This is a genomic window from Lysinibacillus sp. FSL M8-0355 (assembly GCF_038008985.1).
Taxonomy (GTDB): Bacteria; Bacillota; Bacilli; order Bacillales_A; family Planococcaceae; genus Lysinibacillus; species Lysinibacillus fusiformis_D.
Genome location: NZ_JBBPAI010000001.1, coordinates 2,880,385 through 2,903,693 on the forward strand (window position 1 = coordinate 2,880,385; position 23,309 = coordinate 2,903,693).

General features: G+C 38.1%; 19 protein-coding genes. 7 read left to right on the plus strand and 12 right to left on the minus strand.

Annotated elements, in window-relative coordinates; genetic code table 11:
* Window positions 1-10 precede the first annotated feature (10 nt).
* Both MKY46_RS14000 and MKY46_RS14005 read left to right on the plus strand, forming a co-directional pair.
* Window positions 11-1,039 (plus strand): polysaccharide biosynthesis protein, encoded by a 1,029-nt coding sequence (locus tag MKY46_RS14000; protein WP_058844588.1) that lies wholly within the window; start codon window positions 11-13, stop codon window positions 1,037-1,039.
* Window positions 1,036-1,893, plus strand: a complete 858-nt coding sequence (locus tag MKY46_RS14005; protein ID WP_058844507.1) for an SDR family oxidoreductase — start codon at window positions 1,036-1,038, stop codon at window positions 1,891-1,893. Before MKY46_RS14000 ends, MKY46_RS14005 begins: the two co-directional genes overlap by 4 nt.
* A 55-nt stretch (window positions 1,894-1,948) precedes the next feature.
* On the opposite strand, the gene MKY46_RS14010 is transcribed toward MKY46_RS14005, so the two are convergent.
* Genes MKY46_RS14010 through MKY46_RS14020 form a run of 3 tightly spaced genes read right to left on the minus strand, consistent with a single transcriptional unit; the run spans window position 1,949 to window position 5,406 of the window.
* Window positions 1,949-2,701 carry an alpha/beta fold hydrolase gene (locus MKY46_RS14010; protein ID WP_340834547.1) on the minus strand — a complete coding sequence of 251 codons (753 nt, stop codon included), beginning with the start codon at window positions 2,699-2,701 and terminating at the stop codon, window positions 1,949-1,951.
* 20 nt (window positions 2,702-2,721) lie between these two features.
* Window positions 2,722-3,960: a DNA polymerase IV gene (locus MKY46_RS14015; RefSeq protein WP_036119957.1), complete on the minus strand. Its 1,239-nt coding sequence runs from the start codon at window positions 3,958-3,960 to the stop codon at window positions 2,722-2,724.
* A gap of 48 nt (window positions 3,961-4,008) precedes the next feature.
* Entirely contained in the window at window positions 4,009-5,406 is a 1,398-nt protein-coding gene (locus MKY46_RS14020) for an aminotransferase-like domain-containing protein (protein WP_340834549.1), read from the minus strand.
* 128 nt (window positions 5,407-5,534) lie between these two features.
* Between MKY46_RS14020 and MKY46_RS14025 the strand changes: the two genes are divergently transcribed.
* The gene (locus MKY46_RS14025; protein WP_036119952.1) at window positions 5,535-6,698 is read left to right on the plus strand and encodes an aminotransferase-like domain-containing protein; all 1,164 of its coding nucleotides are present in this window, start codon (window positions 5,535-5,537) and stop codon (window positions 6,696-6,698) included.
* A 100-nt stretch (window positions 6,699-6,798) separates the two neighbouring features.
* Here the strand turns inward: MKY46_RS14025 and MKY46_RS14030 are convergent, their stop codons facing one another.
* From MKY46_RS14030 to bioD, 5 genes are all read right to left on the minus strand, one after another.
* Window positions 6,799-6,921 (minus strand): hypothetical protein, encoded by a 123-nt coding sequence (locus tag MKY46_RS14030; protein WP_255358819.1) that lies wholly within the window; start codon window positions 6,919-6,921, stop codon window positions 6,799-6,801.
* 371 nt (window positions 6,922-7,292) lie between these two features.
* On the minus strand, window positions 7,293-8,288 hold the full coding sequence (bioB, locus tag MKY46_RS14035; protein WP_058844505.1) for a biotin synthase BioB: 996 nt from the start codon (window positions 8,286-8,288) through the stop codon (window positions 7,293-7,295).
* Complete coding sequence (locus tag MKY46_RS14040) at window positions 8,285-8,845, minus strand: biotin transporter BioY (RefSeq protein ID WP_445299962.1); 561 nt, start codon at window positions 8,843-8,845, stop codon at window positions 8,285-8,287. The genes bioB and MKY46_RS14040 overlap by 4 nt, the downstream gene beginning before the upstream one ends.
* Before the next feature lie 25 nt (window positions 8,846-8,870).
* Window positions 8,871-10,247, minus strand: coding sequence for an adenosylmethionine--8-amino-7-oxononanoate transaminase (gene bioA / locus MKY46_RS14045; protein WP_340834555.1), 1,377 nt, complete (start codon window positions 10,245-10,247; stop codon window positions 8,871-8,873).
* Window positions 10,228-10,932: a dethiobiotin synthase gene (gene bioD / locus MKY46_RS14050; RefSeq protein ID WP_340834557.1), complete on the minus strand. Its 705-nt coding sequence runs from the start codon at window positions 10,930-10,932 to the stop codon at window positions 10,228-10,230. The genes bioA and bioD overlap by 20 nt, the downstream gene beginning before the upstream one ends.
* Before the next feature lie 264 nt (window positions 10,933-11,196).
* Here bioD and MKY46_RS14055 point away from each other — a divergent pair, with 264 nt between their 5' ends.
* Both MKY46_RS14055 and MKY46_RS14060 read left to right on the plus strand, forming a co-directional pair.
* Window positions 11,197-11,664, plus strand: a complete 468-nt coding sequence (locus MKY46_RS14055) for a hypothetical protein (RefSeq protein WP_340834560.1) — start codon at window positions 11,197-11,199, stop codon at window positions 11,662-11,664.
* 305 nt (window positions 11,665-11,969) lie between these two features.
* A complete protein-coding gene (locus MKY46_RS14060) occupies window positions 11,970-12,659 on the plus strand; it encodes a response regulator transcription factor (protein WP_036119936.1) in 690 nt (229 codons plus the stop codon).
* Window positions 12,660-12,689: 30 nt separating this feature from the next.
* Here the strand turns inward: MKY46_RS14060 and MKY46_RS14065 are convergent, their stop codons facing one another.
* The 3 genes from MKY46_RS14065 to MKY46_RS14075 form a co-directional block, all read right to left on the minus strand.
* Complete coding sequence (locus MKY46_RS14065) at window positions 12,690-17,825, minus strand: ATP-binding protein (protein ID WP_340834562.1); 5,136 nt, start codon at window positions 17,823-17,825, stop codon at window positions 12,690-12,692.
* Window positions 17,826-18,298: 473 nt separating this feature from the next.
* Window positions 18,299-19,327, minus strand: a complete 1,029-nt coding sequence (locus MKY46_RS14070) for a beta-carotene 15,15'-monooxygenase (protein ID WP_340834565.1) — start codon at window positions 19,325-19,327, stop codon at window positions 18,299-18,301.
* Between the two features lie 99 nt (window positions 19,328-19,426).
* Complete coding sequence (locus MKY46_RS14075) at window positions 19,427-20,320, minus strand: AraC family transcriptional regulator (RefSeq protein ID WP_340834568.1); 894 nt, start codon at window positions 20,318-20,320, stop codon at window positions 19,427-19,429.
* Between the two features lie 107 nt (window positions 20,321-20,427).
* On the opposite strand from MKY46_RS14075, the gene MKY46_RS14080 reads away from it, so the two are divergent.
* Together MKY46_RS14080 and MKY46_RS14085 are read left to right on the plus strand one after the other, a co-directional pair.
* Complete coding sequence (locus MKY46_RS14080) at window positions 20,428-21,351, plus strand: DMT family transporter (RefSeq protein ID WP_271910221.1); 924 nt, start codon at window positions 20,428-20,430, stop codon at window positions 21,349-21,351.
* A gap of 154 nt (window positions 21,352-21,505) precedes the next feature.
* Window positions 21,506-22,558, plus strand: a complete 1,053-nt coding sequence (locus tag MKY46_RS14085; protein ID WP_340834570.1) for a Cj0069 family protein — start codon at window positions 21,506-21,508, stop codon at window positions 22,556-22,558.
* 28 nt (window positions 22,559-22,586) lie between these two features.
* Here the strand turns inward: MKY46_RS14085 and MKY46_RS14090 are convergent, their stop codons facing one another.
* Complete coding sequence (locus MKY46_RS14090) at window positions 22,587-23,219, minus strand: LysE family translocator (protein WP_036119920.1); 633 nt, start codon at window positions 23,217-23,219, stop codon at window positions 22,587-22,589.
* Between the last annotated feature and the right edge of the window lie 90 nt (window positions 23,220-23,309).

The following is a 23,309-nucleotide window of genomic DNA, read 5'->3' on the forward strand; positions in this document are numbered from 1 at the left end:
GAACCATACAATGTTTACAAATAAAATATTACTGATTACGGGAGGCACTGGCTCTTTTGGTAACGCTGTACTAAAGCGATTCCTCAATACGGATATTAAGGAAATTCGTATTTTTTCAAGGGATGAAAAAAAGCAAGATGATATGCGCAAGCTCTATCAGCATAGTAAAATCAAATTTTATATCGGAGATGTCCGTGATATTCAAAGCATCCATACCGCTATGTATAATGTGGACTATGTGTTCCATGCCGCTGCTCTTAAGCAAGTTCCCTCCTGCGAATTTTTCCCTTTAGAAGCTGTGAAAACTAATATTTTAGGAACCGATCATGTCCTAACAGCTGCCATTCAGGCTGGTGTCAAGAAAATGATCTGCCTCTCTACAGATAAAGCAGCCTACCCTGTCAATGCCATGGGAATATCCAAAGCGATGATGGAAAAAACGTTTATCGCTAAATCCCGAATGGTTGATCCTCATCATACGCTCATTTGTGGCACTAGATATGGCAATGTTATGGCTTCACGGGGCTCTGTCATTCCCTTATTTATTGAACAAATAAAAGCTGGAAAGCCGTTAACGATTACAGATCCAAACATGACACGTTTTATGATGACTCTTGATGAGGCCGTTGAATTAGTATTGTACGCTTTCTCACATGCACAAAATGGAGATATTATGGTACAAAAATCTCCCGCAGCAACAATAGCCAATTTAGCTCAAGCATTACTTGAGATTTTTCAGGCAAACAATGCCATCCAAATTATTGGGACACGGCATGGGGAAAAAATGTATGAGGTATTATGTACAAAAGAAGAATCGGCAAAAGCCGTTGATATGGGCAATTTTTATCGAATCCCTGCAGATAATCGGGATTTAAATTATGGAAAATACCTCGATGAGGGCTCTCCTAAAATTACATTAACCGATGAATATAACTCCAACAATACACAACAATTAAGTGTGGCTGACATCAAAGAAAAATTATTGACATTACCGCTTATTCAAGAAGAGCTTCTTTATTGGACTGGAGGAACGCCATGAAATTCTTAGTGCTCGGCGCTACTGGCATGGCTGGCCATACCATTGCCATCTATTTATGTGAACAAGGGCATGATGTGACAACTTACGCTAGAACCCCTTTCCCATCTGGGAACCATATAATGGGCGATGTGATGGACGCTATATTTTTACGGTCGTTGTTAGTAGATCATGATTTTGATGTCGTCATTAATTGTATTGGTGTCTTAAACGAAGCTTGTACGGTATATCCTGCACAAAGCATTTGGCTGAATAGTTATTTACCGCATGCCATTGTCTCTCTCCTAGAAAACCGACAAACTAAGCTGATTCATCTAAGTACTGATTGCGTATTTTCAGGGAAAAATGCCCCCTACTATGAAACTAGCATAGGAGACGGTGAAACTTTTTATGATCGTACAAAAGGCTTGGGGGAGATTGAGCACAACAAGCATTTAACATTTCGTAACTCGATTATTGGCCCTGATTTAAAAAACGATGGCATCGGACTATTCAATTGGTTTATGCAACAAAAAGGTCCCATTCACGGTTATACGGGGGCTATTTGGACTGGAGTAACTACACTTACATTAGCAAAAGCCATTGAACGGGCTGTCCAAGAAGATTTAACAGGACTCTATCATCTCGTCAATACTACGAATATTTCAAAATACGACTTACTTCAACTATTGAATAAACACTTTATGGACAGCAACATAAAAATTCTTCCTCATCGGCTCGTTAATGTCAATAAAACATTAATGAATACTAGAAATGACTTCTCCTTTGTTGTCCCTGGCTATGAGGAAATGATTGTAGAGATGAAGGACTGGATGTTACAGCATAAAGATTTATATCCTCATTATTTTCAAGCTTAAATACACTTTTCCTGTCAACTCCATTATGAGTTTGAATATTCATAATGGAGCCTCCCTATTGAATCACTGTCCCCTCAGGTAGTTGACCATTCTTAATCCAATTTTCTACAAAATGGTTGAAAAATGTAGGTTGGGCTAATGATACTCCATGACCAATGTTGTGCAATATGACACCATGACTATTTGGATGACTTTGAACAAGGGCTTTAGCTGATTTTTTCATAATGCTTTTCTCTTTAGCTCCTACCGTTATTAAAATTTTCCCTTGGGCTTTATGAAAATCATGCGGGATGGAAAACAACATATTTTCTCTCAAAATTTGAATCAATGTCTCTACTTTCATCGTAGCACTCTCTTGATAATAGCGTTCAAAATCAAGATCATTGATGTATAGGGCTTTAGCTTGAAGTTTCGCAAATGTTTTATTTTTTATAAGTGGAAATGTCAGCCGAATGAACGGTTGAAGCATCCATTCCATAGCTGGAGAAGGTATTACAAGTGCACTATTGATAATGGTAAAATCGATTAAACTAGGCTTTATACTTAGCATTTGAATAGCGATTTGCGCTCCTAAAGAGAATCCAATCAGTATGACGGGCTTTCCAGTCGCCTTTTCTTCTAGAAGCTGGAGAAGCTCTCTGGCACTCTGCTCAATGGAGAATACATCTTGTGACAACAGCTCTGGAACAACACAGTGATAATTAGAAAAATGCTGAACTTGTTGTTCCCACATCCAGCCACCGACTCCACCTCCATGAATAAACAGCATTAGAGGATTATGGACATCTCCATATGTTTTGTATCGCATGTATACACCTGCCTTCATTTTCAATCATGGTCATCTAAAAAATCCTTACTAAAGCTTGTTTGTGATTGATAGGATGAACGTTTCCCTAAATCTACACCACGTTTTATAACCCCCTTCCCAAAACGTCCCTCAATTTCATCCACGATTTTGAGAATAGGTTCATCTTTTACATGTTCTTGAAAATCAAATATCGATAATTGTTGCGAGTAATCCTTACGATCCACTACATTAGAAACCGTCACGCCTAAAAGCCTTACTGGAGACTCATCCCAATGCTTATCAAACAAGGCACAAGCAATGTCATAGATATCTTCAAAACGATAAAGAACATTAGACATTGTTTTTGATCGTGTGTGATTATGCCAACTTGCATCCCGTATTTGAATACTTACAGTGGAGCCCGCTAACCGTTTTGCCTCAAGTCGTTCAACCACCTTTTTACACAGACCTTCTATTGTTTTATGTAGTGCACGGACATCTGTTACATCTTCAGGTAAAGTTGTTGAATTTCCTACGCTTTTCGTATCAAAAACCGCTTCAGGATCGACCATACGTTGATCCACCCCATTAGCTCTTGCCCGCAGTCGCACACCATTCTTTCCTAAAATTTGCTTCATCCTAAACTCTTCCGTTTTCGCCAAATCACCAATCGTAAATATGCCATGTACATTTAATTTTTTGGCCGTACTAGCTCCAATTCCATGCATATCAACAACCTCTCGATGCCAAAGCTGCTGTTCAATATCCCGTATTCGTAGTACGGTAATTCCCAACGGTTTCTTCATATCAGAAGCTGTTTTTGCTAAAAATTTATTTGGTGCAATACCGATAGAGCAAGGTAAATCAAGCTCAGCTAAAATGCGCTCTTGTATTTCCTGGGCAATACTTAATGCATGTTGCTCCTTACTTAACGCTGTCACATCCATATAGCCCTCATCAATCGAAACAGGCTCCACTAAAGGAGTGTAGCTACGAAGAATGGTAAACATTTCTTTGGATGCTTGACGATATTTTTTAAAATCTGGAGGCAATAACAATAGTTCAGGACATTTACGCTTCGCTTCATGGACAGTCATTGTTGTATAAATGCCAAGCGCTCTTGCTTCATAGGAACAGGTTACTAAAATGCCACGTCGCTCTTTTGGGTTGCCCGCAATGGCGATTGGCTTCCCTTTTAAGCTTGGATCATGTGCTTGCTCTACCGAAGCATAGAAACTATTCATATCCACATGAAAAATAACACGCCCTTTATGCGTCATGTCCATCACCTCTTCTCTCTCTTAGCTTTATTATACGCTTGATGACCTTTAGTCAACAAATGCATAATCACCATTACTTTCTAGCAGATCCTTTAAAATAATTAAAGCTTGCTCCAGTTGAGCTTCTGGCGCTGCAATCGCTAAACGTACGGCATTCACTGGCTTTGTATTGCCTACAGCAAAACGTTCCGCTGCATAGACTTGTACGCCGGCTTTGGAGGCTAGCAATTCAAATTGAACTCCCGTAAATTTATCAGGCAAGTATAACCACCTAAAAATACATTCCTCCTCCCCTAAAATGTCGTAATCGCCTAAATATTTATTAACAAGCGCATTTTGCTGCTTCGCATATGCTCGGTGCTTTTCTAAAATCGTTTGTGCCACGCCTTCATGAATCAATCTTGCTGCTAGTTCCAGCATGAGCGGTGACACTGAAATATTGATATTATAGAGCGTTTCCATTATTTTTTTCCTTAATGCTGAAGGTGTCACAAGGAAAGATAAGCGTAAACCTGGCGAGAGCGTCTTGGACAGGCTAGCGATATAAATAACCTTATCGGGTGCAAAAGAAGCAATGGGTGCAAGTGGCTGTTCTTTAAGAAAGCTATAAATCGCATCCTCAATCACAAGCAAATCCTTCTGCCTAGCCACTTCAGCAATCATTTTTCGTGTCTCCACCGACATCGTATGTGTCGTTGGATTATGAAAATCAGGGATCACATAGATTCCTTTAATATGCTCATTTTTACAGGCATATAGCAATCCTTCTCTGGTCATTTCTCCTTGACATTGTTGAATAGCTACAAGCTGTATACCTAACATATTGGCTGCTGTTTTAATACCAGCATAAGTAATGGGATCTGTCCCAATACGGTCGCCTGGCTGAAATAAAGCTGCCAGTGTGCCCACAATGGCATTTTGTCCCCCTGCACCAAGCAAAATAGGCTGATCTGTTTGAAAATTCACCAATTCGAATAGCTTCATCACGGCTTCATTTTGCCAAGCATTGCCCTCAGGCCGACTATACTGAAATAGCTTGCTAAAACTAGGCTCGTTCAACATCTTTTTCATAAAGCGTGCAATATCATCATTGACCAGGTTGTCTGGTAAAACAGAACCCATTTCAATCATAGATGTTGCATGATTGGCTGGCAGTAACATTTTATTGCTAGCCGCATCTGTGGAAACAAATGTCCCGCTGCCAATCGAGGCATAAATGAATCCTTTTTGTCCACACAGCTTAAAAGCTCGTGTAATGGTGCTTAAATTCACATCTAAAAAATCAGCTAATTCGCGTTGTGGAGGAAGTTTCGTTCCTGGCATTAGCTTTCCATCTTTTATGTCTTGTTCCAGTTGGTGCGCAATAGCTATATATAATGGGGCAGAAATATTGCGAATATCTGGCTTCCAACTCATTGGATACTCGTCAAATGAATTAATAGGCATTCACTAAGCCCTTCTTTCTCTTAATTTGCATACAATAGTTTAATTGTCTTGCATACAATGATAATATTGTATGCACACGATGACAATGATATAATTTTTAAAAAATCAGAAAAAAAGGACCGATCATTATGCAATATTCTGAAAGAATCTTAAAAACACCATCCTCATTTATTCGAAATATTTTGAAAGTAACAGATGCAGAGGATGTTATTTCCTTTGCAGGCGGACTTCCAAATCCCATTTCTTTCCCTATTGATGCGTTAAGAGCATCCGTAGATCATGCTATTACGGAAAATGGTAGCCGACTATTTCAATATTCTTCCACACAAGGTTATGCACCATTACGTGAGTACATTGCCGCAAAGTACCAACGCGTGCATGGGCTTGATGTACAAGCTGAAGATGTCTTTATTACAACAGGCTCACAGCAAGCTCTTGAACTGATTAGTAAAGTACTCATCAATAAAGGCGATGGCATTATCATCGAAGAGCCTGGATACTTAGGAGCCATTCAAGCCTTTACATTAAGTGAGCCTACTTTCTATGGGGTAACACTTGAAAACGATGGTCTTAACTTAGAAGAGTTAGAACGTGCGCTACAACAACCAAATGTAAAATTCATTTATACGGTGCCTAACTTCCAAAACCCAACAGGGCTCACATACTCGAAAGAAAAGCGTGAGCAAATTTGCGAAATAGTGGCAAAATACGATGTTGCTTTAATTGAGGATGATCCATATGGAGAGTTACGTTTCCAAGGAGAGCCGCTTCCATATATCGGTGCTGGAAAATTAGATAATAGTATTTTACTAGGTTCTTTCTCTAAAACGGTCACACCTGGTATGCGACTTGGTTTTATCATTACAAAAAATAAAGAGCTTTTACAGCATATTGAAACAGCTAAGCAAGCGTCTGATCTGCATACAAATATTTTCTCGCAATATATCATCTACGATTATTTAGCAAGTAATGACTATTCGGAACATGTCAAAAAAATTATTACATTATATAAAAATCAATCCGAAGCGATGCTTGATGCGATGCAAGAGTTTTTCCCTGCCCATGTAGAATATACAAAACCTGAGGGAGGCATGTTCATCTGGGCAACAATGAAGGATGGTACATCAGCCCTTGATGTATTCCAGAAAGCGATGGAACAAAAGGTTGCCTTTGTGCCTGGAGATCCATTCTATACATCTAAAACGAATGTCAATACAATGCGTCTCAACTATACAAATGCAACACCTGAAGTCATCCGTGAGGGGATTAAACGTTTAGCAAGTATTTTATAAAAATAGTAGCCGTATAAACGCTTTTCATAAGCGCTTATACGGTTTTTTGTTGTTCATAAAAAACAGCCCTCTATCAGGAGAGGGCTGTCTCAAAAGCAATTTATTTTGTATATGTTAACACTGCATTTTTCTTAAATTTTGCTAATGCTTCTGTTGCCTCATTTTTGTTTGTATACTCAAAAATTCGGACATCCTTTTTATCAAATACTGTAATAACCCACATATGAAAAGCTCCCTTCTCCCATTATTTTTGTAATATAACAACCACCAAAATTTGTGAGACTACTTATCAACTGTTTTATAACAATTCCTTACTTGATTCTTATTTTACGCTGTTTTTTTCAAAAAGAAAGCTTTATGTGAAGTTCTTCACAAACTGTTCAATTTCAAAACGCTTTCATTGAACAATTTGTGAAAACCTTTCTTTTATAGGTATAAAAACAGCCAGTGATATCAGATTTATCCGGTACTTTTCAATTTGTATCCACTACTTTACGCTGCCTATCCACCACTTTTTGATTTCTATCCACCTAAAGCAAAAAAACCGCACAGAAGCACGGTTTTGCTGTAGTAGTAGATTTTTCTTTCATAAGCTTAACAAAATGCTTTTTCTTGCTGTTGCGTTAATTCAATCTCGAAGCCTAGATCCTCCAACATACGATAATCACTATTTGCTTCTTGACCAGCTGTTGTTAAATAATCCCCTACAAAAATACTATTGGCTGCATAGAGACCAAGTGGCTGAAGTGAGCCTAGATTGATTTCTCGCCCTCCAGAAATGCGAATTTCCTTTGTCGGATTGATGTAACGGAATAATGCTAAAACCTTTAAACAGTAGCGAGGATTTAATTCCTTTGTTCCTTCCAGCTTTGTACCATCTATCGCGTTCAAAAAGTTTACAGGAATAGAATCAGCATCTAATTGATGAAGGGCACGTGCAATCTGGACAACATCCTCCTTCGTTTCCTTCATCCCAATAATGGCACCAGAGCAAGGTGAAATTCCATGCTTTTTCACTATCTCCACCGTATTAACACGATCCTCATACGTGTGGGAGGTTGTGATGAAGGCATGATGGCGCTCTGATGTATTTAAATTATGATTGTAGCGATCCACTCCAGCTGCCTTTAATTGCTGTGCCTGCTCTTCTTTTAATAAGCCTAGACAAGCACAAACCTTCAAGCCATACTTTTCTTTAATTTCCGCAACTGCCTCGCTCACTACATTGACATCCTTACGTGTTGGCCCTCGACCACTTGCAACAATACAATACGTCCCAATTTTATTGTCAAACGCTCGTTTAGCACCAGCTAAAATTTCCTCTTTTGTAATAAAAGGATATTTTTCAATAGGAGCAGTTGATTTAGAAGATTGAGAGCAATAACCACAATCCTCAGGACAATAGCCACTTTTGGCATTCATAATCATATTCAGCTTTACTTTTTTACCGTAATAATGCTTCCGAATGACAAAAGCACCGTCCATTAGCTGTAATAGCTCATCATCCTTACTATTTAAGAGAGCAAGTGCCTCCTCATTGCTAATGATCTTACCAGCAATTACTTCTTGTGCTAATTGGTAATAATTCATCCTATCTTTTCCCCCTCCACGTGTGAAATGTTCACAGTTCTTGCCGAATGAAATACTTTATACATTCTTTCTGCCAATAGGGCTGATGTTATTGCTAAGCAAACATCAGCGATAATACTACTGAAAAAGCCGATGACAAAAACATGTGACCAGCTTGATTTCATATCTAACCAGAAATTTAATGCTATATATAAATAAGGAATAGCCACTACATAAATAATGATAAGTCCTGTAATCGTTGCTCCAATAAAATGCTTTTTCGTTGGGTTCTCTATTCTTTCAATGATGAACCCAATGACATAGGCAGCTAGGGCAAAGCCAATTAGATAACCAAATGTTGGCTGTAGGACATACGTAAAGCCACCGCCCTGTGTAAAAACAGGTAAGCCTACTAAGCCCACACCGATATAGACAAGCTGACTATAAAAACCATTCCGACTACCCAACAAACACCCTGCTAAAAATACAACAACAATTTGTAATGTAAACGGTACAACAGGCAATGGAATTTTAATAAACGCCCCAATCGCTGTTAGTGCTGCAAACATGGCGATCATGACAAGTGCTAATGTCTGATGTCGCTTAACCAACCTTAGCCCCCCTATCTTGGAAAAACTGTTCGATCGTTTCTTTCGTTGTTTGAATCATGAAGGACATTTCTTCTTCAGAAATAATATAGGGTGGCATAAAATATAAAACATTGCCAAGAGGTCTGATGAGTAGACCTTTTGCTAAAGCTCGCTGATAAATGTGATAGCCAATCCGTTCCTCACTAGCGAATGGTTCCTTTGTCTGTCGATTGGCGACAAGTTCAATAGCTCCCACTAAACCAACTTGTCGATACTCCCCCACATACGAAATATCATGAAAGGCTGCCATGGCTAATTCCCTCATTTGTTGTCCTTTGTGTTGAATCATCTCCATCACTTGCTCCTCTTCAAACATTGTTAACACTTCAAGTGCGACACGACAGGCCAAGGTATTGCCTGAATAACTATGTGAATGTAAAAATGCCTTCATCGTTCCATAGTCGTCATAAAAAGCGTTATAGATTTGATCGGTTGTTAAGACAACAGATAACGGTAAATAACCGCCTGTTAATCCCTTTGATAAACACATAAAATCTGGGGTGATGTCCGCCTGCTCACAGGCAAATAACGTACCTGTCCGACCAAAACCGACAGCAATCTCATCCGCGATGAAATGGACCTCATAGTGTGAACATAATGCTCGTAAGCGCTGCAAATAGATAGGTGGATACATTTTCATACCTGCTGCGGCCTGAATAAGCGGTTCAATAATAACGGCCGTAATTTCCTCATGATGTGCTTGAAGCTGTTCCTCTACAAATTGACTACATGGCGCTTGGCAGCTTGTTGGCTCTTCCTGAAATGGGCAACGGAAGCAATCTGGCCCTTTGGCACGAACAGTATCTAATAAAAGAGGTTGATATACTTCATTGTATAGCCCTACCCCTCCTACCGATAAAGCACCAATGGTTTCCCCATGATAGGCATCTGTCAAAGCGAGGAAGCGCTGTTTCGCTGGTTTTCCTGTCTGCATATGGTATTGAAAGCTCATTTTCAATGCCACCTCAATAGCAGACGATCCATTATCTGCAAAAAAGACTTTATGTAATCCCTGTGGTGCTAGCGCGGTTAATTTTTCAGCCAATTGTATAGCTGGTTCATGTGTAAAATTAGCAAAGATCGTATGCTCCAATGTAAATGCTTGCTCACTTAAAGCTTGGCTAATACGCGGATTGGCATGTCCAAATAAATTAACCCACCAAGATGATACAGCATCCAAATAACGATGATTATGTTCATCATAAAGCCACACACCTTGCCCCTTTTTTATGACGATTGGTGGAAATGTTTCATAGTCCTTCATTTGCGAGCATGGATGCCAAACATGACGTAAATCTCTTAGCTGTAAATCAGTTAATGCTTGTTTCATAGTTAAAAAGCCTTTCAAACAGTGTGGTGTGTGTCATGGCATAATCCATTAGCTGTGACTTGTCCTTCAGCTGTGGAATAATGGCATAAGGTATAGGATAGTACTGTAAAATTGTTTGTATATTGTCTTGTTCTATACTGCTACCCGTATCTCCATTAAAGACAATGCCAAGAATATCAATTTGACGAGCGCGCAATGCCTCCATCGTTAACAATGTGTGATTGATCGTCCCAAGTGATGTCCTTGTGACCAACACGACTGGCAGCTTGCTACTGACAATAACATCAAGCAGAGTCGTACCATTTGGGGCAGTGAAAGGAACAAAGAGCCCACCAGCCCCCTCGCATATCACGATATCGTAAGCATCTTGTAAAAATTGAATTTGCTGTAATAGCTCTTTGACATCAATTGACTGTCCCTCTAGCTTGGCAGCATAATGCGGTGATGCCGCTTCCTTCAATGAATAGCTATTAATATGCTCTTGTTGCAGCTTTTGTAAAGAATGCTTTTCATACATAGCTGTATCATGATAATAGCCATGCCCATTTTCGTATACCTCACCTGTTTGCACGGGCTTATAGGGTGTGACTTGCAAACCCTGCCTTTGCAAATGACACATCAACATAGTAGTGACCATCGTTTTACCAACATCCGTATCTGTGCCTACAACCCAAAAATGTCGCATTGTTAACCTCCCCCTCTTTGTGTTAACTAATAACAATATAAAAGTTAACACATTTAATTTCATTTTGTAAATGCCTATTTGCATTTTCTAAGAAACTCGTTTTAAAAAAGGGAATTTTGCGATAATTTATGTAAAACTAAATCATTATCTCCTAAATCCTACTCGAGGCTACTTATTCATAAAATAAAAAGGATTGAAAATAACGTTGATATTGAAAGGAGTTTCATCTCATCTTGTAGTATTACACTGTATGGGGGTGGTTGTATGTTTGGCATTTTTAAAGAATCCGAGAAGATCATCGATACATATGAACAAGTGCATTCAATTTTAAAATCTTTACTGACCTATGAACTAAAAGAATTACCGACCCGTTATGAATTTTGGTATCGTGTGGCGATACGTCTTGAGGAGTTTCGCACATTACAGATGGAGCATCGAACTAAGATTTCGATGAACTCATCTGTTGGACGCTTTCATCAAACACAATATGAGACCATCACACAAAAATTAGCAAAGTTTGAGCGATTAGCTGATATCTATAAGCTATTTTGTATCGAAGAAGAACGAGCAGGATTAAATCATCGCCTTTATTTTCATCAAGAAGCTATTGCTGCTCTGTATGAGCATATACAACATAAGGAGCTTTACACGTATTGTGACGATGTTCAACAGCAATTTTGGGAGGCCGTCCGTGATGACATGCTAAATGCAATCGCACACCTCGATTCATGATGTTGGAGGAGGCTGGGGCAAAAAGAAAAAATGTTAGACCAAGATACAATCGGTCTGACATTTTTTTGATTTAGGAAGAAATATTTAACTCAATGAGGCGAAAAAACTATTATCTATTTTCGCTATTTTTCAAAATAATGGAGTTCTGCCCCAGCCTCTTGCTGTTTATTAGCCATAAACAGTCCTCCTTGATTGCTTTGCTCTATAGGATATGGCAGTGTTAAAATGACACAAGCGCTAAACCTTCTCTTTCCCATCCGAGATAAAAGTTGGTATATTTTATAATAGGAAGGAGATTTAGTGATATGGTGAACGAGAAGATTTTAATAGTAGAAGATGACATAGATATTATGGAAGTTTTATCGCTAACGCTAGTGAATGCTAACTATACAGTATTAAAGGCACCCTCCCTATCCACTGGTTGGCATCTCGTTGGCACGCAACAACCCGATTTAATCTTGTTAGATGTTAATTTACCGGATGGTACAGGCTTTGAGCTAGCCAAAAAAATCCGAGAAGTATCGGATGCCATTATCATCTTTGTGACCGTCAATCATTTAATTGAACAAAAGCTTGAAGGCTTTGAGGTTGGGGCAGACGATTATATAACAAAGCCATTTATTCCGAAAGAATTATTGGCACGTGTTCAAGCCAATTTAAAAAGAAGAATCCCATCTAAGCAAAATCATGTTGTACATATTGATAATTTATCTATTCATTTTGACGAGAAAAACGTCTATAAAGATGGTCAGCTTCTAAACTTGTTCACAAAGGAAAAACTGCTCCTCTTTTTTCTAATGGAGCATGCGAATCAAGTGATTAGTGTTGACCAGCTCATTGACCATGTTTGGGGCTATGACGGTGTCACCGATTTGAAAACTGTCTCTGTCCATATTAGTACCCTTCGGCGCAAAATTGAAGATGTCCCCTCTAAACCAAAATGGATTCAAACGGTGAGAGGATTTGGCTATCAATTCGTCTATAAAAGAGAGTGATGAGCATTAAGATAAGGCTCATCACTCTTGTTAACTATTTACCAATACTTTCGCTAATGGTAATGTAAAGCTAAATATGCTTCCTTCATTTTCAATGCTTTCAACAAAAATTTCGCCATTATGCTGGTGCACAATTTGCTTACAAATGGCTAATCCGATCCCATGTGAATCGGGTTCATGGATATGGGTAGCTCGATAATAGCTATCAAAGATAAAAGGTAAATCCCTCTCAGCAATACCAACACCACTATCGGCTATCGAACAAATCAAATGCTTGTCCTCCACATGCATGGACAATTGAATACCACCACTTGATGTATATTTCATCGCATTAGTCATCATATTTTCAATCACCTGGTTGATTCTTGTCTCATCAATCAGTAGCTGTGCTTCCTGATGACCATAAAAGTGAGCACTATAGGTTAATCCTGACCGTTTGATGTCATCCTTATATCGATTTGCCATTTGTTGATATAATTCCTTTGCCTTTACCTCTGTATAAGAAAATTCTGCTCTACCCGCTTCTAGATTCGCTAAATCAAACAAGTCTTGAATTAAGCTGTTTAATGATAGTAGCCTTTCCTTACTTCTTAGTAAGTATTTCTCTTTAGCCGCTTCCTCCACGATAACGCCCTCAAGCATCAATTCTATATATCCTAAAGTAGAGGTTAGTGGGGAACGTAGCTCATGAGAAATACTATGCAAAAGTTTTTTGCGTTCCAGTTCATTTTTTTCTAAACGTTCATTCATTTTTTTCAAGTGCCGATTGGTTTCATCCAATTCCTTTGTACGTAGCTGTACTCGCTTTTCTAAATCCCCATATATTTTGGCATTTTCAAAAGATACGGCAATTTGAGCAGCTATGACTTTCAGAAGCTGGACATGAGATGGATGGAAGGCATTTGTCAGCAACGTATTCTCAAAATATAAAATCGAAATAATTTCATTTTGATGAACAATCGGTAAGCAAAGAATAGATTTCGCCGTTGAATAAGATAAAAGAGGATGCTGTGTCTTTTGAGCATTTTGAATAATCACATGTTCTTTGCTTTTAAGAACATAGCGTATAATAGACTGCATATTCGCACTAAAGTCCTCTATTTTTTGTTGCTCATACAGCGTAAAGGCATTTTCCGCAGCTTCTGCCTTTGCCAACACCAGTAGTTGCTGCTGCTGTTTATGAATAAAGTAACCACTATCTGCCCCTACATGCTTTAACAGGGAAAACAATATGTTATGCAGGAGATCCTCCATGCGAATGGCTGTTGCAAAAGATTGGGTCGTCTCAAATACAGTCATCATATCAAACGTGAGTGATTGTCTACGCTGACTTTCTGGTTGGCGATTTACTTGATAATCACTTTCCCATCTTCTAGCAATCGTTTCGGCTCCCCATGCTTGCATGCTTTGAATACCATTTAATATATAGTGTCTTGCTGTTTTCATTTGCTGTTTGGCGCGATAATAGTCTGCTGCTCGTTCATAAGCAAGTGCCACATCTTGGATAAAGCCATTCATTTTTGCTAATTGTATAGCTCGGTCATAATAGAGCTCAGCATCTTTTTCTTTGTTGTTGGAACGGTAATTTTCTGCCATTAATAAGATATAGAGATGCTCGTAATTGGCAGGAGAATAACTGGCCCATTTTTTAAATTTTTTTATGCTTTGCTGTATGTCAGATAGATATAAGCGTCGCTCTTGTGCTTCACCATTGAGGCGCTGCAGAAAATGAAATTGCCACATAGCCCGATAAAAATAATAAACGGTAGAAATCGGTAATGTATAGGTTTCTTTACTTAATTCCTTTAAGTCTATCAAAATCGCTTTTCCTTGCTTTTCATCGCCTAATAAAAAGGACATTTGTAAACGTACTGAATAATGCATGATTTTAATAGCAGGTTGATCCTGTATCGTAAAGGAGTACCCCCAATGTACAGGATGATGTGGATCGTGCAGAGCATTCATCCATCCTCCCATTTCAGCTAAAAAATCAATCGATAAAGTACTTGCATGTATGGAAAATTCATCTTGTTGTCGCCTAATTTCCTGCTGTAAATCTTGAATGGAAGCCCCCTGAATAAGTCGAATAGCGACAATAAAACAAGAGGCTGAGGATACTAAATGATATAAGCCGAGCTCTTGGCTTTTTTGTTGAGCCTCGTTAATATATTGAATGCTGGCTTCATACGGCTCTGTCCAATGGCTGATAAACACCCCATACACATAATAAGTATGTCCTTTGATATAAATACTCTCTTGCGTATCGGCAACGGTGATGGCCAGTTTTCCAAAGCGAGCAGCTTCTTTTATATTGCCAAATCCCGCATTTAAAAGCATGGCATAATTAATCAATACCATGGCACTTTTCGGTGTCGTACCATACTTCAACTGTAGGCGCATGCCTTTCATTAAAAGAATGCCCGTTAAGTTAGGATTTAACAGGAAAGCACTTGCCGTCATATTAATAATTAAATGAATTAATAGATCAATTTCCTTACTATTTGTTGCAGATTGTTGCAATAAATCCTGGTCAGACATATGTCGCAATGCTAATTTTAATAATAGATATTCTTTGAGAAGCTGTGATTTTTTAGGAGCTGCCGTAATTTTCAAATTTGCAACTTGTAACCCCGCCAAGCCTGCTTCTAGACCAATACTAGGATTATCAGATTCAATATATAATATCGTTTTTAAATTATTAATCATCAGCTTTTCTAACACTGTCTCTGAATGCTGCAAAGCTTCTGTTAAATGTATTTCAGAGCGTTCATAGTGCCCTGCAATATATTCACATTCTCCTAAGTTCGCATATAATTTAACAGACAGTTCTCTCCTAGTTATCCAATGATCCGGTGTTAATAGTTCTTTACTAGTTGTAAAAAATTTAAGCGCATTATCAAACAACCCTATTCTTTTAGCCTCTATTCCTAGTTGATAATTCCAGAGAGCCAACTTCTGTTTTTCTTCCCTCGTCAATAATTGCCGGCTGTAATTAAAATGCATAACCATTTCGTTTAAACGATCATGGTCTGCAATCGTTGGAGAATTCTCAGTTAGTAATTGGCCAATTTGATAATGCAGCTTGATGCGCTTTTGTAACGGAATTTCTTGATAGGCTACTTGCTGAATACGATCATGGACAAATTGGAATTTTGTCGAAAATGTATGCAAAATTCCTTCATGTTCAAATGTACTCGCCCATTTATAATGTGCATCTAACGGAATAATAAAACCATTTTCCACAAGTGTTTCTAAATATTTCAATAATGTTTGAGCAGGTAGAGAGACAAGCTTTAAGACATCACTAAATTCAAAACGCTGACCAAAACATGCGACAAGTCGTAAAATAGCATGGACATCGGTCGTTAAATTAGCCATTCTATTCTCAATGAAAGCAAGTAGCTCGTTATTTAAACGAGATAAATTGAATTTCTGACGATTAAACTGCCACTCTTTTGTTGTCGTATTAAAATAAATCGTGTTATCTTGCTGGAGTGAACGGTACGCTTCTTTTACAAAGAGTGGATTCCCTTTGGTCAAATTAAATAATTGTTTAGCAATGGCCTGTATCGTTTGCGGCTGAGCATTGAAAGATGCCTCAAGCCATTGCTGCACATGTTGTTCCTGAAGAAGGGGTAAAGGAATATGGTGACAATTGGAAAAAACAGTGGTTCTTTGCTCACTTTTTTCCTCTGTGCTGTCCTCATTCACTCGGAATGTCCCAATCATCATAAAGTACCCCGCTCGTTGCTGCTCATAAATTTGTGCCATAATTTCAAGCGTACTCTGATTGGCCCAGTGCAAATCATCAACAAACCATACAACCGGTTTCTTTTGCATTGCAAATGTTAATAAAATTTTTTGAATCGAAATAAACGTATAGGAATGGAGCTGTTTTGTATTTTGACGAACCTCCTTTTGAAAGCCTACTTCTTCCTTCACAAACCATTTGAGTTCAGGTAATAAATGAATAAGCTCATCTGTCACAACTAATTTGACTTCCCGGAATAATTTTTTCCATAATTGTACGGATTTTTCACCTTCCATATAAACCAATTTCAATAAATTTCTTAACGGATGAACCACAATGGTATAGTCATTTTCTAATTGTAATTGCTCATACTTCGTTGCAATAAAATAGCCCTTTGCCGCCGCAATTTCACCCTTCAGCTCTTGTACTAGCTTGGATTTTCCATATCCTGCTTGCCCTGAAATAGTGACCATTTTTTTATCACCTTTTGTGACCTGATAAAAGTGAGAGGAAAGCTCTGCAAATTGCTCTTCTCTGCCGTAAAGCTTAGTAGACAATCCCGAATTCAACTGTAAATCCTGTTGACCTAGTGGGAAGTCGTCAAGTGATTTATTTGCCGTAAGTCTATGTTGGATAAAGAGCAAATCCTCTTTCAAACCCATTGCACTTTGATAACGATCAACCGGATTTTTAGCTAAAAGCTTGTCAATAATCTTCCAAAGGAGAGGATGACAACTATTTTGAAGGTTCATCAAGGATTCTGGCTTTTTGGTTAAGATTTCGTAAATTAAATCTACAGCATCCTTTGCTTGAAAAGGTAATTGACCGCCCAATATTTCGTAAAAAATCATACCAAGTGCATATAAATCCGTACGATAATCCACATCTAAATGAAGTCTGCCCGTCTGTTCAGGTGCATAATAAGGTAACTGATCCCGTCTTTCATAGGGATTTTCAATTACAACTGGCGATTCTGCATCATATTTCGAACTAAACTCGGAGCTTAATAATTTTATTTTGAACGAATTTGGATTGATTAATATTTGATTAGGATGAAGGTGCAAATAAAGTAAATTACTTTGTTGCATTTTAATACAAATATTCACAAGCTCAATCGCTATTAGTAGAAATTGATGTAAAGAAATAAGGTTATTTCCGAGTTGCTTTAGGGGCACACCATTAAAATTTTCATAGATAATCGCATATTGTTTATCTATATAATCCATAGCAATCGGCTTCAATAGCCAAGGATTTTGCTCATTGGAAAACAAGGTAAATTCATATTGCAGTTTGGCTCTTGTCTCAGCAGAATTTTGATGAATACTTTTTACGAGTACCAGATTGTTAAATTTCTTCATATACATTCTTTGTAAGTGCCAATCTTGATTAGACTGCAAAAGGATACAATCATTCACAAACGAACCCCCTCTTCTATCTAGTTATACTACCTTCATTTGTTAATTAGAATTCCAACGAAACTAAATCACTATTTATACATTTATGCCAAAAATCGAGGTTGTTTTTCAAGCACATTAAAATGAGGTATACAAGAATGTAAATCTTTAAGATACATCCAGAAATTGTATATTAGTGTATAAGCTTATTATACTATTTTTCTATTGAAGGTTCTTCACCTTTTATTCAATACTCAGAAAATTTCACAAAGCTCTATCTAGTTTGGACACGACCTTTACATTCCCTTTCCTCCTACTTTTGTATATGAAATACTATAAAAAACGAAGGTTAAAATTTGGTTAAATAATATTATTATTTTTACAGGCTATACATAAGCCATCTTTATAGAATGGAACATCTTACTTTTACAGACTTACTTTGAGCGATTCATAAAACGGGTGCACGCATATTAGGAGCACCCGTTTTAGGATAGTTATTTTGTTATTCCTTGTTCAAGCATTTGTCTAAACTCTTGTACTTGATCAGCCTTGATGGCTACTTGATTATAGCGCTTTTTTATTCCTAGCATAAATGTCACTTCTACAGGCTCTTTCATTCTCAAAATGAATTGTGGGTAGGCTTCAGCAAAATCACGGGCTATAAAATCAATCGTATCTTTTGATAATTTTCCTTCTAGCTGCTCCTTATCTTCCACGATTGCTGCAATTTGAGCAAATGGAATGGCAGTTCGTTTCATTAGTCCAAGAGATAAATACAATGTATCATTTGTTACGTAAACAGGATTTAAACGAATGGCCTGCATATCCGCTAAAAAGAAAATCACTGAATACATATTAAAAAGGAGCAAAACAATGGAAAGTACTATTGATTTTTCGTGTAGCCACCAGTGAATACCAATCGTTTCAATGGCAATGCCATGAATAATCATGAGCTGAAAAGCGATGTAGCTCGAATTTTTATGTAAAGTTAAGCCCTGACGTTCTTGTCTTTTCCAACTTGCAAAACCATAATATAGCACTAGCATATCCGCACAAATCATCTGAATGATAGGATGCTTGGGTACATGATTTTCTACAGCTTTTGAAAATGAAAAGAGATCTGGCAATGAACTCCTACGCACTTCCATCAGGATTTGGGGCAAATAGCGCACGAGTGTTGCTAGTACGACAATTTCTAATAAAATAATAACTGATTCCATCACAAAACCTGCCCATGTCACAGCCACAAATGGCTGAAGATGCTCCATGGGAATCATAAAGCGTGCGGCAATACAGCCTGATGCGGCTAATAAAATGGCGTGCTTGAACGAAAACCTTCCTTTATAAAGCATCCATAATACGGGCATCACCACAATAAAGTCGATCAATGACCCCATGACAACCCCATTCGTTTCGATTGGTAAAATGGATACACCCAATCCAGTGTTATAGAGTGTATAATTGCTGGCTAACACGATTAATAACAAGCCTAGCCATATATTTTGCTTACTTTTTAAAACCATCCTTCCCTATCCCCCTCCTTATTGCTAATTTTACTTTATTTCAAATGGTTAATTTTGTATATATTTTGAGTATAAAAGATGATCTTTTTCCAAACATGTTCAATTATTTTTCACACTTAGAAACTTTTTACGGTAAACATGTGGCGAGTAGCCAGTGTATTCTTTAAATTTTTCGATATAGTAACTGACCGTACTAAAGCCTGTATCACCAGCTATTTCGGTTATAGATAGCTCACCATTCCGCAATAATTCTATACTTTTGCGCAGTCGGTATTGTAATAAATAGCTAAACGGCGTCATACCCACTATTTTCTTAAAAAAGCGACTGCATTCGGCGCGACTTATATAGACATGACTTGCTAAATCTTCTAACGTTACTTTTTGTTGATAACGTGCATGTAAAAAATCCAACATTACTTTTGCTCGTTCATGCTGTACGATGGAGGATTGATCCATCATTTCTTCTGTCAGCAAGGATTGAGTTAGCATCGATTCCCAAATGAATAGGAGCTCTCTCCAAAACTTTAATTCAAAAAATACGTCTTGTTCCCGCATCAATGCTGCAATCGATCCTATTTTCTGTGCTAACTCCCCCGTCAGCTTGACATAAGGCACTCGATTTTTTGTGATATAAGGCTCAACATATTTTGGGGCAAAGATACTGCCCTCATGACCAGCTATCAGCATTGGGTCCACATTGACACAATAAATCAAAGCTTGTTCAATTTCATAAGGCTTCGCTTCATGCAATACCGAGGCATTGATAAAGAGCCCCTCCCCTTGTTCTAAAATAAATGCATCTCCCCCTACTCGATACTGAGCTCGTCCACTTTTTAAATAAACAAATTGAATTTCCTTATGCCAATGGAGTGGTAGGAAATCCAACCTCTCTAATTGCATGACCGTTTCATACAAGGCAACGGGAAATTCTTTTGTCTCGTGCAGCGTTAATTCTTGTAAATCCTTTGCTATTTTAATATGCGTCAACGGCATCCTTAACACCTCAATATATTGATATTTTTATACGATTAAATCGATATTTATTTGCAATTCTCTCCTTTATAATCACCTTATATTGATAGTTTAGGAGATGTGAACAAATGAATCAAATCATCCAAAGAAATCGTACCATGGGCTTCCTACTTGTTATATTAGGGGCAAGTTTTTGGGGAATAGGTGGGACCGTTGCCCAAAAGTTATTCCAACAAGACGATATAGAAGTGGGCTGGCTTGTATCTAGTCGGCTACTTTTGGCTGGCCTACTGCTACTAGCTATTTATAAAATAACCTACCGTCATGACTCAATTTTTGTCATATGGCGCACGAAACAGAATGCTTTTAAACAAATTTTATTTAGTTTACTCGGCATGCTCGCTGTCCAATATACCTATATGATGTCTATCGCGATTGGTAATTCTGCAGTAGCCACCTTATTACAATATTTAGCACCGCTGTTTATCATGGCTTATTTTTTACTAACGAGGCAAAATCCATTGACAAAACAAGATGGGATTGCCGTCACACTTACACTTGTAGGAACATTTTTATTATTAACAAATGGCTCCGTTTCAACCTTATCAGTTCCTTTTATGGCTGTGCTGTGGGGCGTGTTATCAGGGCTTTCAGTTGCCTTTTATACTCTCTATGCGATTCCACTTTTGCAGCAATTTCATTCATTACTAGTTGTTGGCTGGTCAATGATTATCGGTGGGGCAGTAATGAGTATTTTCCATCCACCTTGGGCGATTGATGTATCAAATTGGACCTTTTCCACTGTTGCTTATTTTCTCTTTATCATTATTTTTGGCACAATGCTCGCTTTTTGGTTTTATATTGCTAGTTTGCACTATCTCTCCCCTAAGGAGTCAAGCTTACTAGGAAGCCTTGAACCATTAATGGCTGTTATTACGAGTGTCTGGTGGTTAAAAATTACCTTTGGGGGCTATCAGTTTATAGGCACATTACTCATTCTTCTTATGATTTTATACCTCACAGTCTTTCAGAAAAAACAGGTTGAAGCGTAACTTATTCAAAATGTCCCGAAAACAATAGTAAATACCTCCTAAAACAGGACTAGTAATATATAAATTTATACATAAAATTTACATATTTCATCTATCTTTTTTCCTGATTTGTCTACTATACTGAATTTAATAGCAGACAAAAGGAGGTATTTTTATGGATAAAAAAGTTATTTTTTTCGAGGTTGAGGGTGGCACAGATAAAGGACCCGACGGCTATCGCCCAGACACCCTACCGATGGTGGATGCCCTAAAGGAACGTGGGCAAGATGCAGAGGTGCTATTTTTTGATGTCACAAAAAAACAGCAAATCTTTGACTATGTGAAGGAACATGGTGTTGCCTATGTATCGCGTATAAACCCTGGTAACTTACAGCATGAGGAAGCGTATTTTACCATGCTACGAGAGCTGTGCCAGGCTGGAATTATCGGAATGCCACATCCTGATGCGATGATTAGCTACGGCTCGAAAGATGCTCTATCAAAGCTTACATCAACGAATTTAGTACCTGATGATACATATGCCTACTACACTATAGAAGCATTCAAAACGCAATTCCCTATCTCCTTAGCTTCGACAGAACGTGTGCTGAAGCAAAATCGTGGTTCAACTGGTGAAGGTATTTGGCGTGTACAATTGATGAATCCGCTTGCCAAGGGCATCACTGAAGTGCCCCTTAATGCACAAATCAAATGTACAGAAGCGAAAGATAATCATGTTGAATATTGGCAGCTTGGCGAGTTCATGACATTTTGTGAGCAGTATATTACAGGGATGAATGGTATGTTAATCGATATGCGATTTCTTCCGCGAATTACAGAAGGTGAAATTCGCTTATTCATGTTAAGAAACCGTCCTATTTATGTAGTACATAAAAAACCGGCAGATACTGAGGATGCCTTTAGCGCCACACTCTTCTCAGGTGCCCAATATCGCTATGACCAGCCTGCAGATTGGCAAGAGCTCGTACAAAATTTTTTAGCACAACTCCCACAAGTGACGAACCTATTAGGCAATTATGATTTACCATTGATTTGGACGGCTGACTTTATGTTAGATACGAATGAGGCTGGAGAAGATGGTTATATTTTAGGTGAAATGAATTGCTCCTGTGTGGGCTTTACTTCAGAACTATCGCTAGCGCATGAAGTAGCGGAAGAAATTATCGCCTGTATCCATGAGCATCAAGCAGCACTGATGGTACCATAAAAAAGTGCGATCTAGAAGATCGCACTTTTCATATATAAATCTTAATTGCTTGAATAAATTCATATATAAAATAACCAGCAAAACCAATCAATAAGAATCCTGCAACAATTGTAAATGTCTTAATCATCTTACGGTTCATAGCTTTTCGAGTGACTGACACAATGGTCAGCAAACCGATGTCGTGGAGTAAAATACCGCTAAGAACGCCAGCAGCAATAATTAAAAAGTTTGTCGGCTGTCCTTGTCCATAAGATTTAGCTAGCACTACACCAAATACATTGACCCAAAATACAAGATTACCAGGCGAAATTGCGACCAATAAGCCATTAAAATAAGAGGCAAAAAACGATTTGGTTACTTTTTCTCCTGCTAATGTAATATCATGGTCTGCATTCTTGATAGAATCATAGCCTAACAAGAATAAAAAGCCTGCTCCAATAATCCACATAGGAAGTTGGACCATCGGCATAGCCAAAATAGAGGCTAGTCCCATGTATAAAGCAAAAACTAATACAATGTCAATGGTCATGCCACCAAGCCCTACAGCCCAGCCATGCATAAAACCATTTTTGAGTCCTTGCTTTGTCATTTCTACAGTAATAGCTCCTACAGGCATGGCAATGGCAAGTCCTACCAATACATACGCTACATATAAACTCAAAAAAACACTTCTTTCATGTAATCGATAAGCTTCATACGTCCGTTTATCTTTTTATGATAGCATAAATATACTTAAAATCAAATAATTATT

What these genes read in the sequence shown, in the direction of transcription:
- MKY46_RS14015 (WP_036119957.1), bottom strand. Translation starts at nt 3,960, where the DNA reads ATGACGCATAAAGGGCGTGTTATTTTTCATGTGGATATGAATAGTTTC.
- MKY46_RS14005 (WP_058844507.1), top strand. Translation starts at nt 1,036, where the DNA reads ATGAAATTCTTAGTGCTCGGCGCTACTGGCATGGCTGGCCATACCATT.
- MKY46_RS14070 (WP_340834565.1), bottom strand. Translation starts at nt 19,327, where the DNA reads ATGGTTTTAAAAAGTAAGCAAAATATATGGCTAGGCTTGTTATTAATC.
- bioA (WP_340834555.1), bottom strand. Translation starts at nt 10,247, where the DNA reads ATGAAACAAGCATTAACTGATTTACAGCTAAGAGATTTACGTCATGTT.
- MKY46_RS14025 (WP_036119952.1), top strand. Translation starts at nt 5,535, where the DNA reads ATGCAATATTCTGAAAGAATCTTAAAAACACCATCCTCATTTATTCGA.
- MKY46_RS14030 (WP_255358819.1), bottom strand. Translation starts at nt 6,921, where the DNA reads ATGTGGGTTATTACAGTATTTGATAAAAAGGATGTCCGAATTTTTGAG.
- bioB (WP_058844505.1), bottom strand. Translation starts at nt 8,288, where the DNA reads ATGAATTATTACCAATTAGCACAAGAAGTAATTGCTGGTAAGATCATT.
- MKY46_RS14080 (WP_271910221.1), top strand. Translation starts at nt 20,428, where the DNA reads ATGAATCAAATCATCCAAAGAAATCGTACCATGGGCTTCCTACTTGTT.
- MKY46_RS14040 (WP_445299962.1), bottom strand. Translation starts at nt 8,845, where the DNA reads ATGATCGCCATGTTTGCAGCACTAACAGCGATTGGGGCGTTTATTAAA.
- MKY46_RS14020 (WP_340834549.1), bottom strand. Translation starts at nt 5,406, where the DNA reads ATGCCTATTAATTCATTTGACGAGTATCCAATGAGTTGGAAGCCAGAT.
- MKY46_RS14075 (WP_340834568.1), bottom strand. Translation starts at nt 20,320, where the DNA reads ATGCCGTTGACGCATATTAAAATAGCAAAGGATTTACAAGAATTAACG.
- MKY46_RS14000 (WP_058844588.1), top strand. Translation starts at nt 11, where the DNA reads ATGTTTACAAATAAAATATTACTGATTACGGGAGGCACTGGCTCTTTT.
- MKY46_RS14085 (WP_340834570.1), top strand. Translation starts at nt 21,506, where the DNA reads ATGGATAAAAAAGTTATTTTTTTCGAGGTTGAGGGTGGCACAGATAAA.
- MKY46_RS14055 (WP_340834560.1), top strand. Translation starts at nt 11,197, where the DNA reads ATGTTTGGCATTTTTAAAGAATCCGAGAAGATCATCGATACATATGAA.
- bioD (WP_340834557.1), bottom strand. Translation starts at nt 10,932, where the DNA reads ATGCGACATTTTTGGGTTGTAGGCACAGATACGGATGTTGGTAAAACG.
- MKY46_RS14010 (WP_340834547.1), bottom strand. Translation starts at nt 2,701, where the DNA reads ATGCGATACAAAACATATGGAGATGTCCATAATCCTCTAATGCTGTTT.
- MKY46_RS14060 (WP_036119936.1), top strand. Translation starts at nt 11,970, where the DNA reads ATGGTGAACGAGAAGATTTTAATAGTAGAAGATGACATAGATATTATG.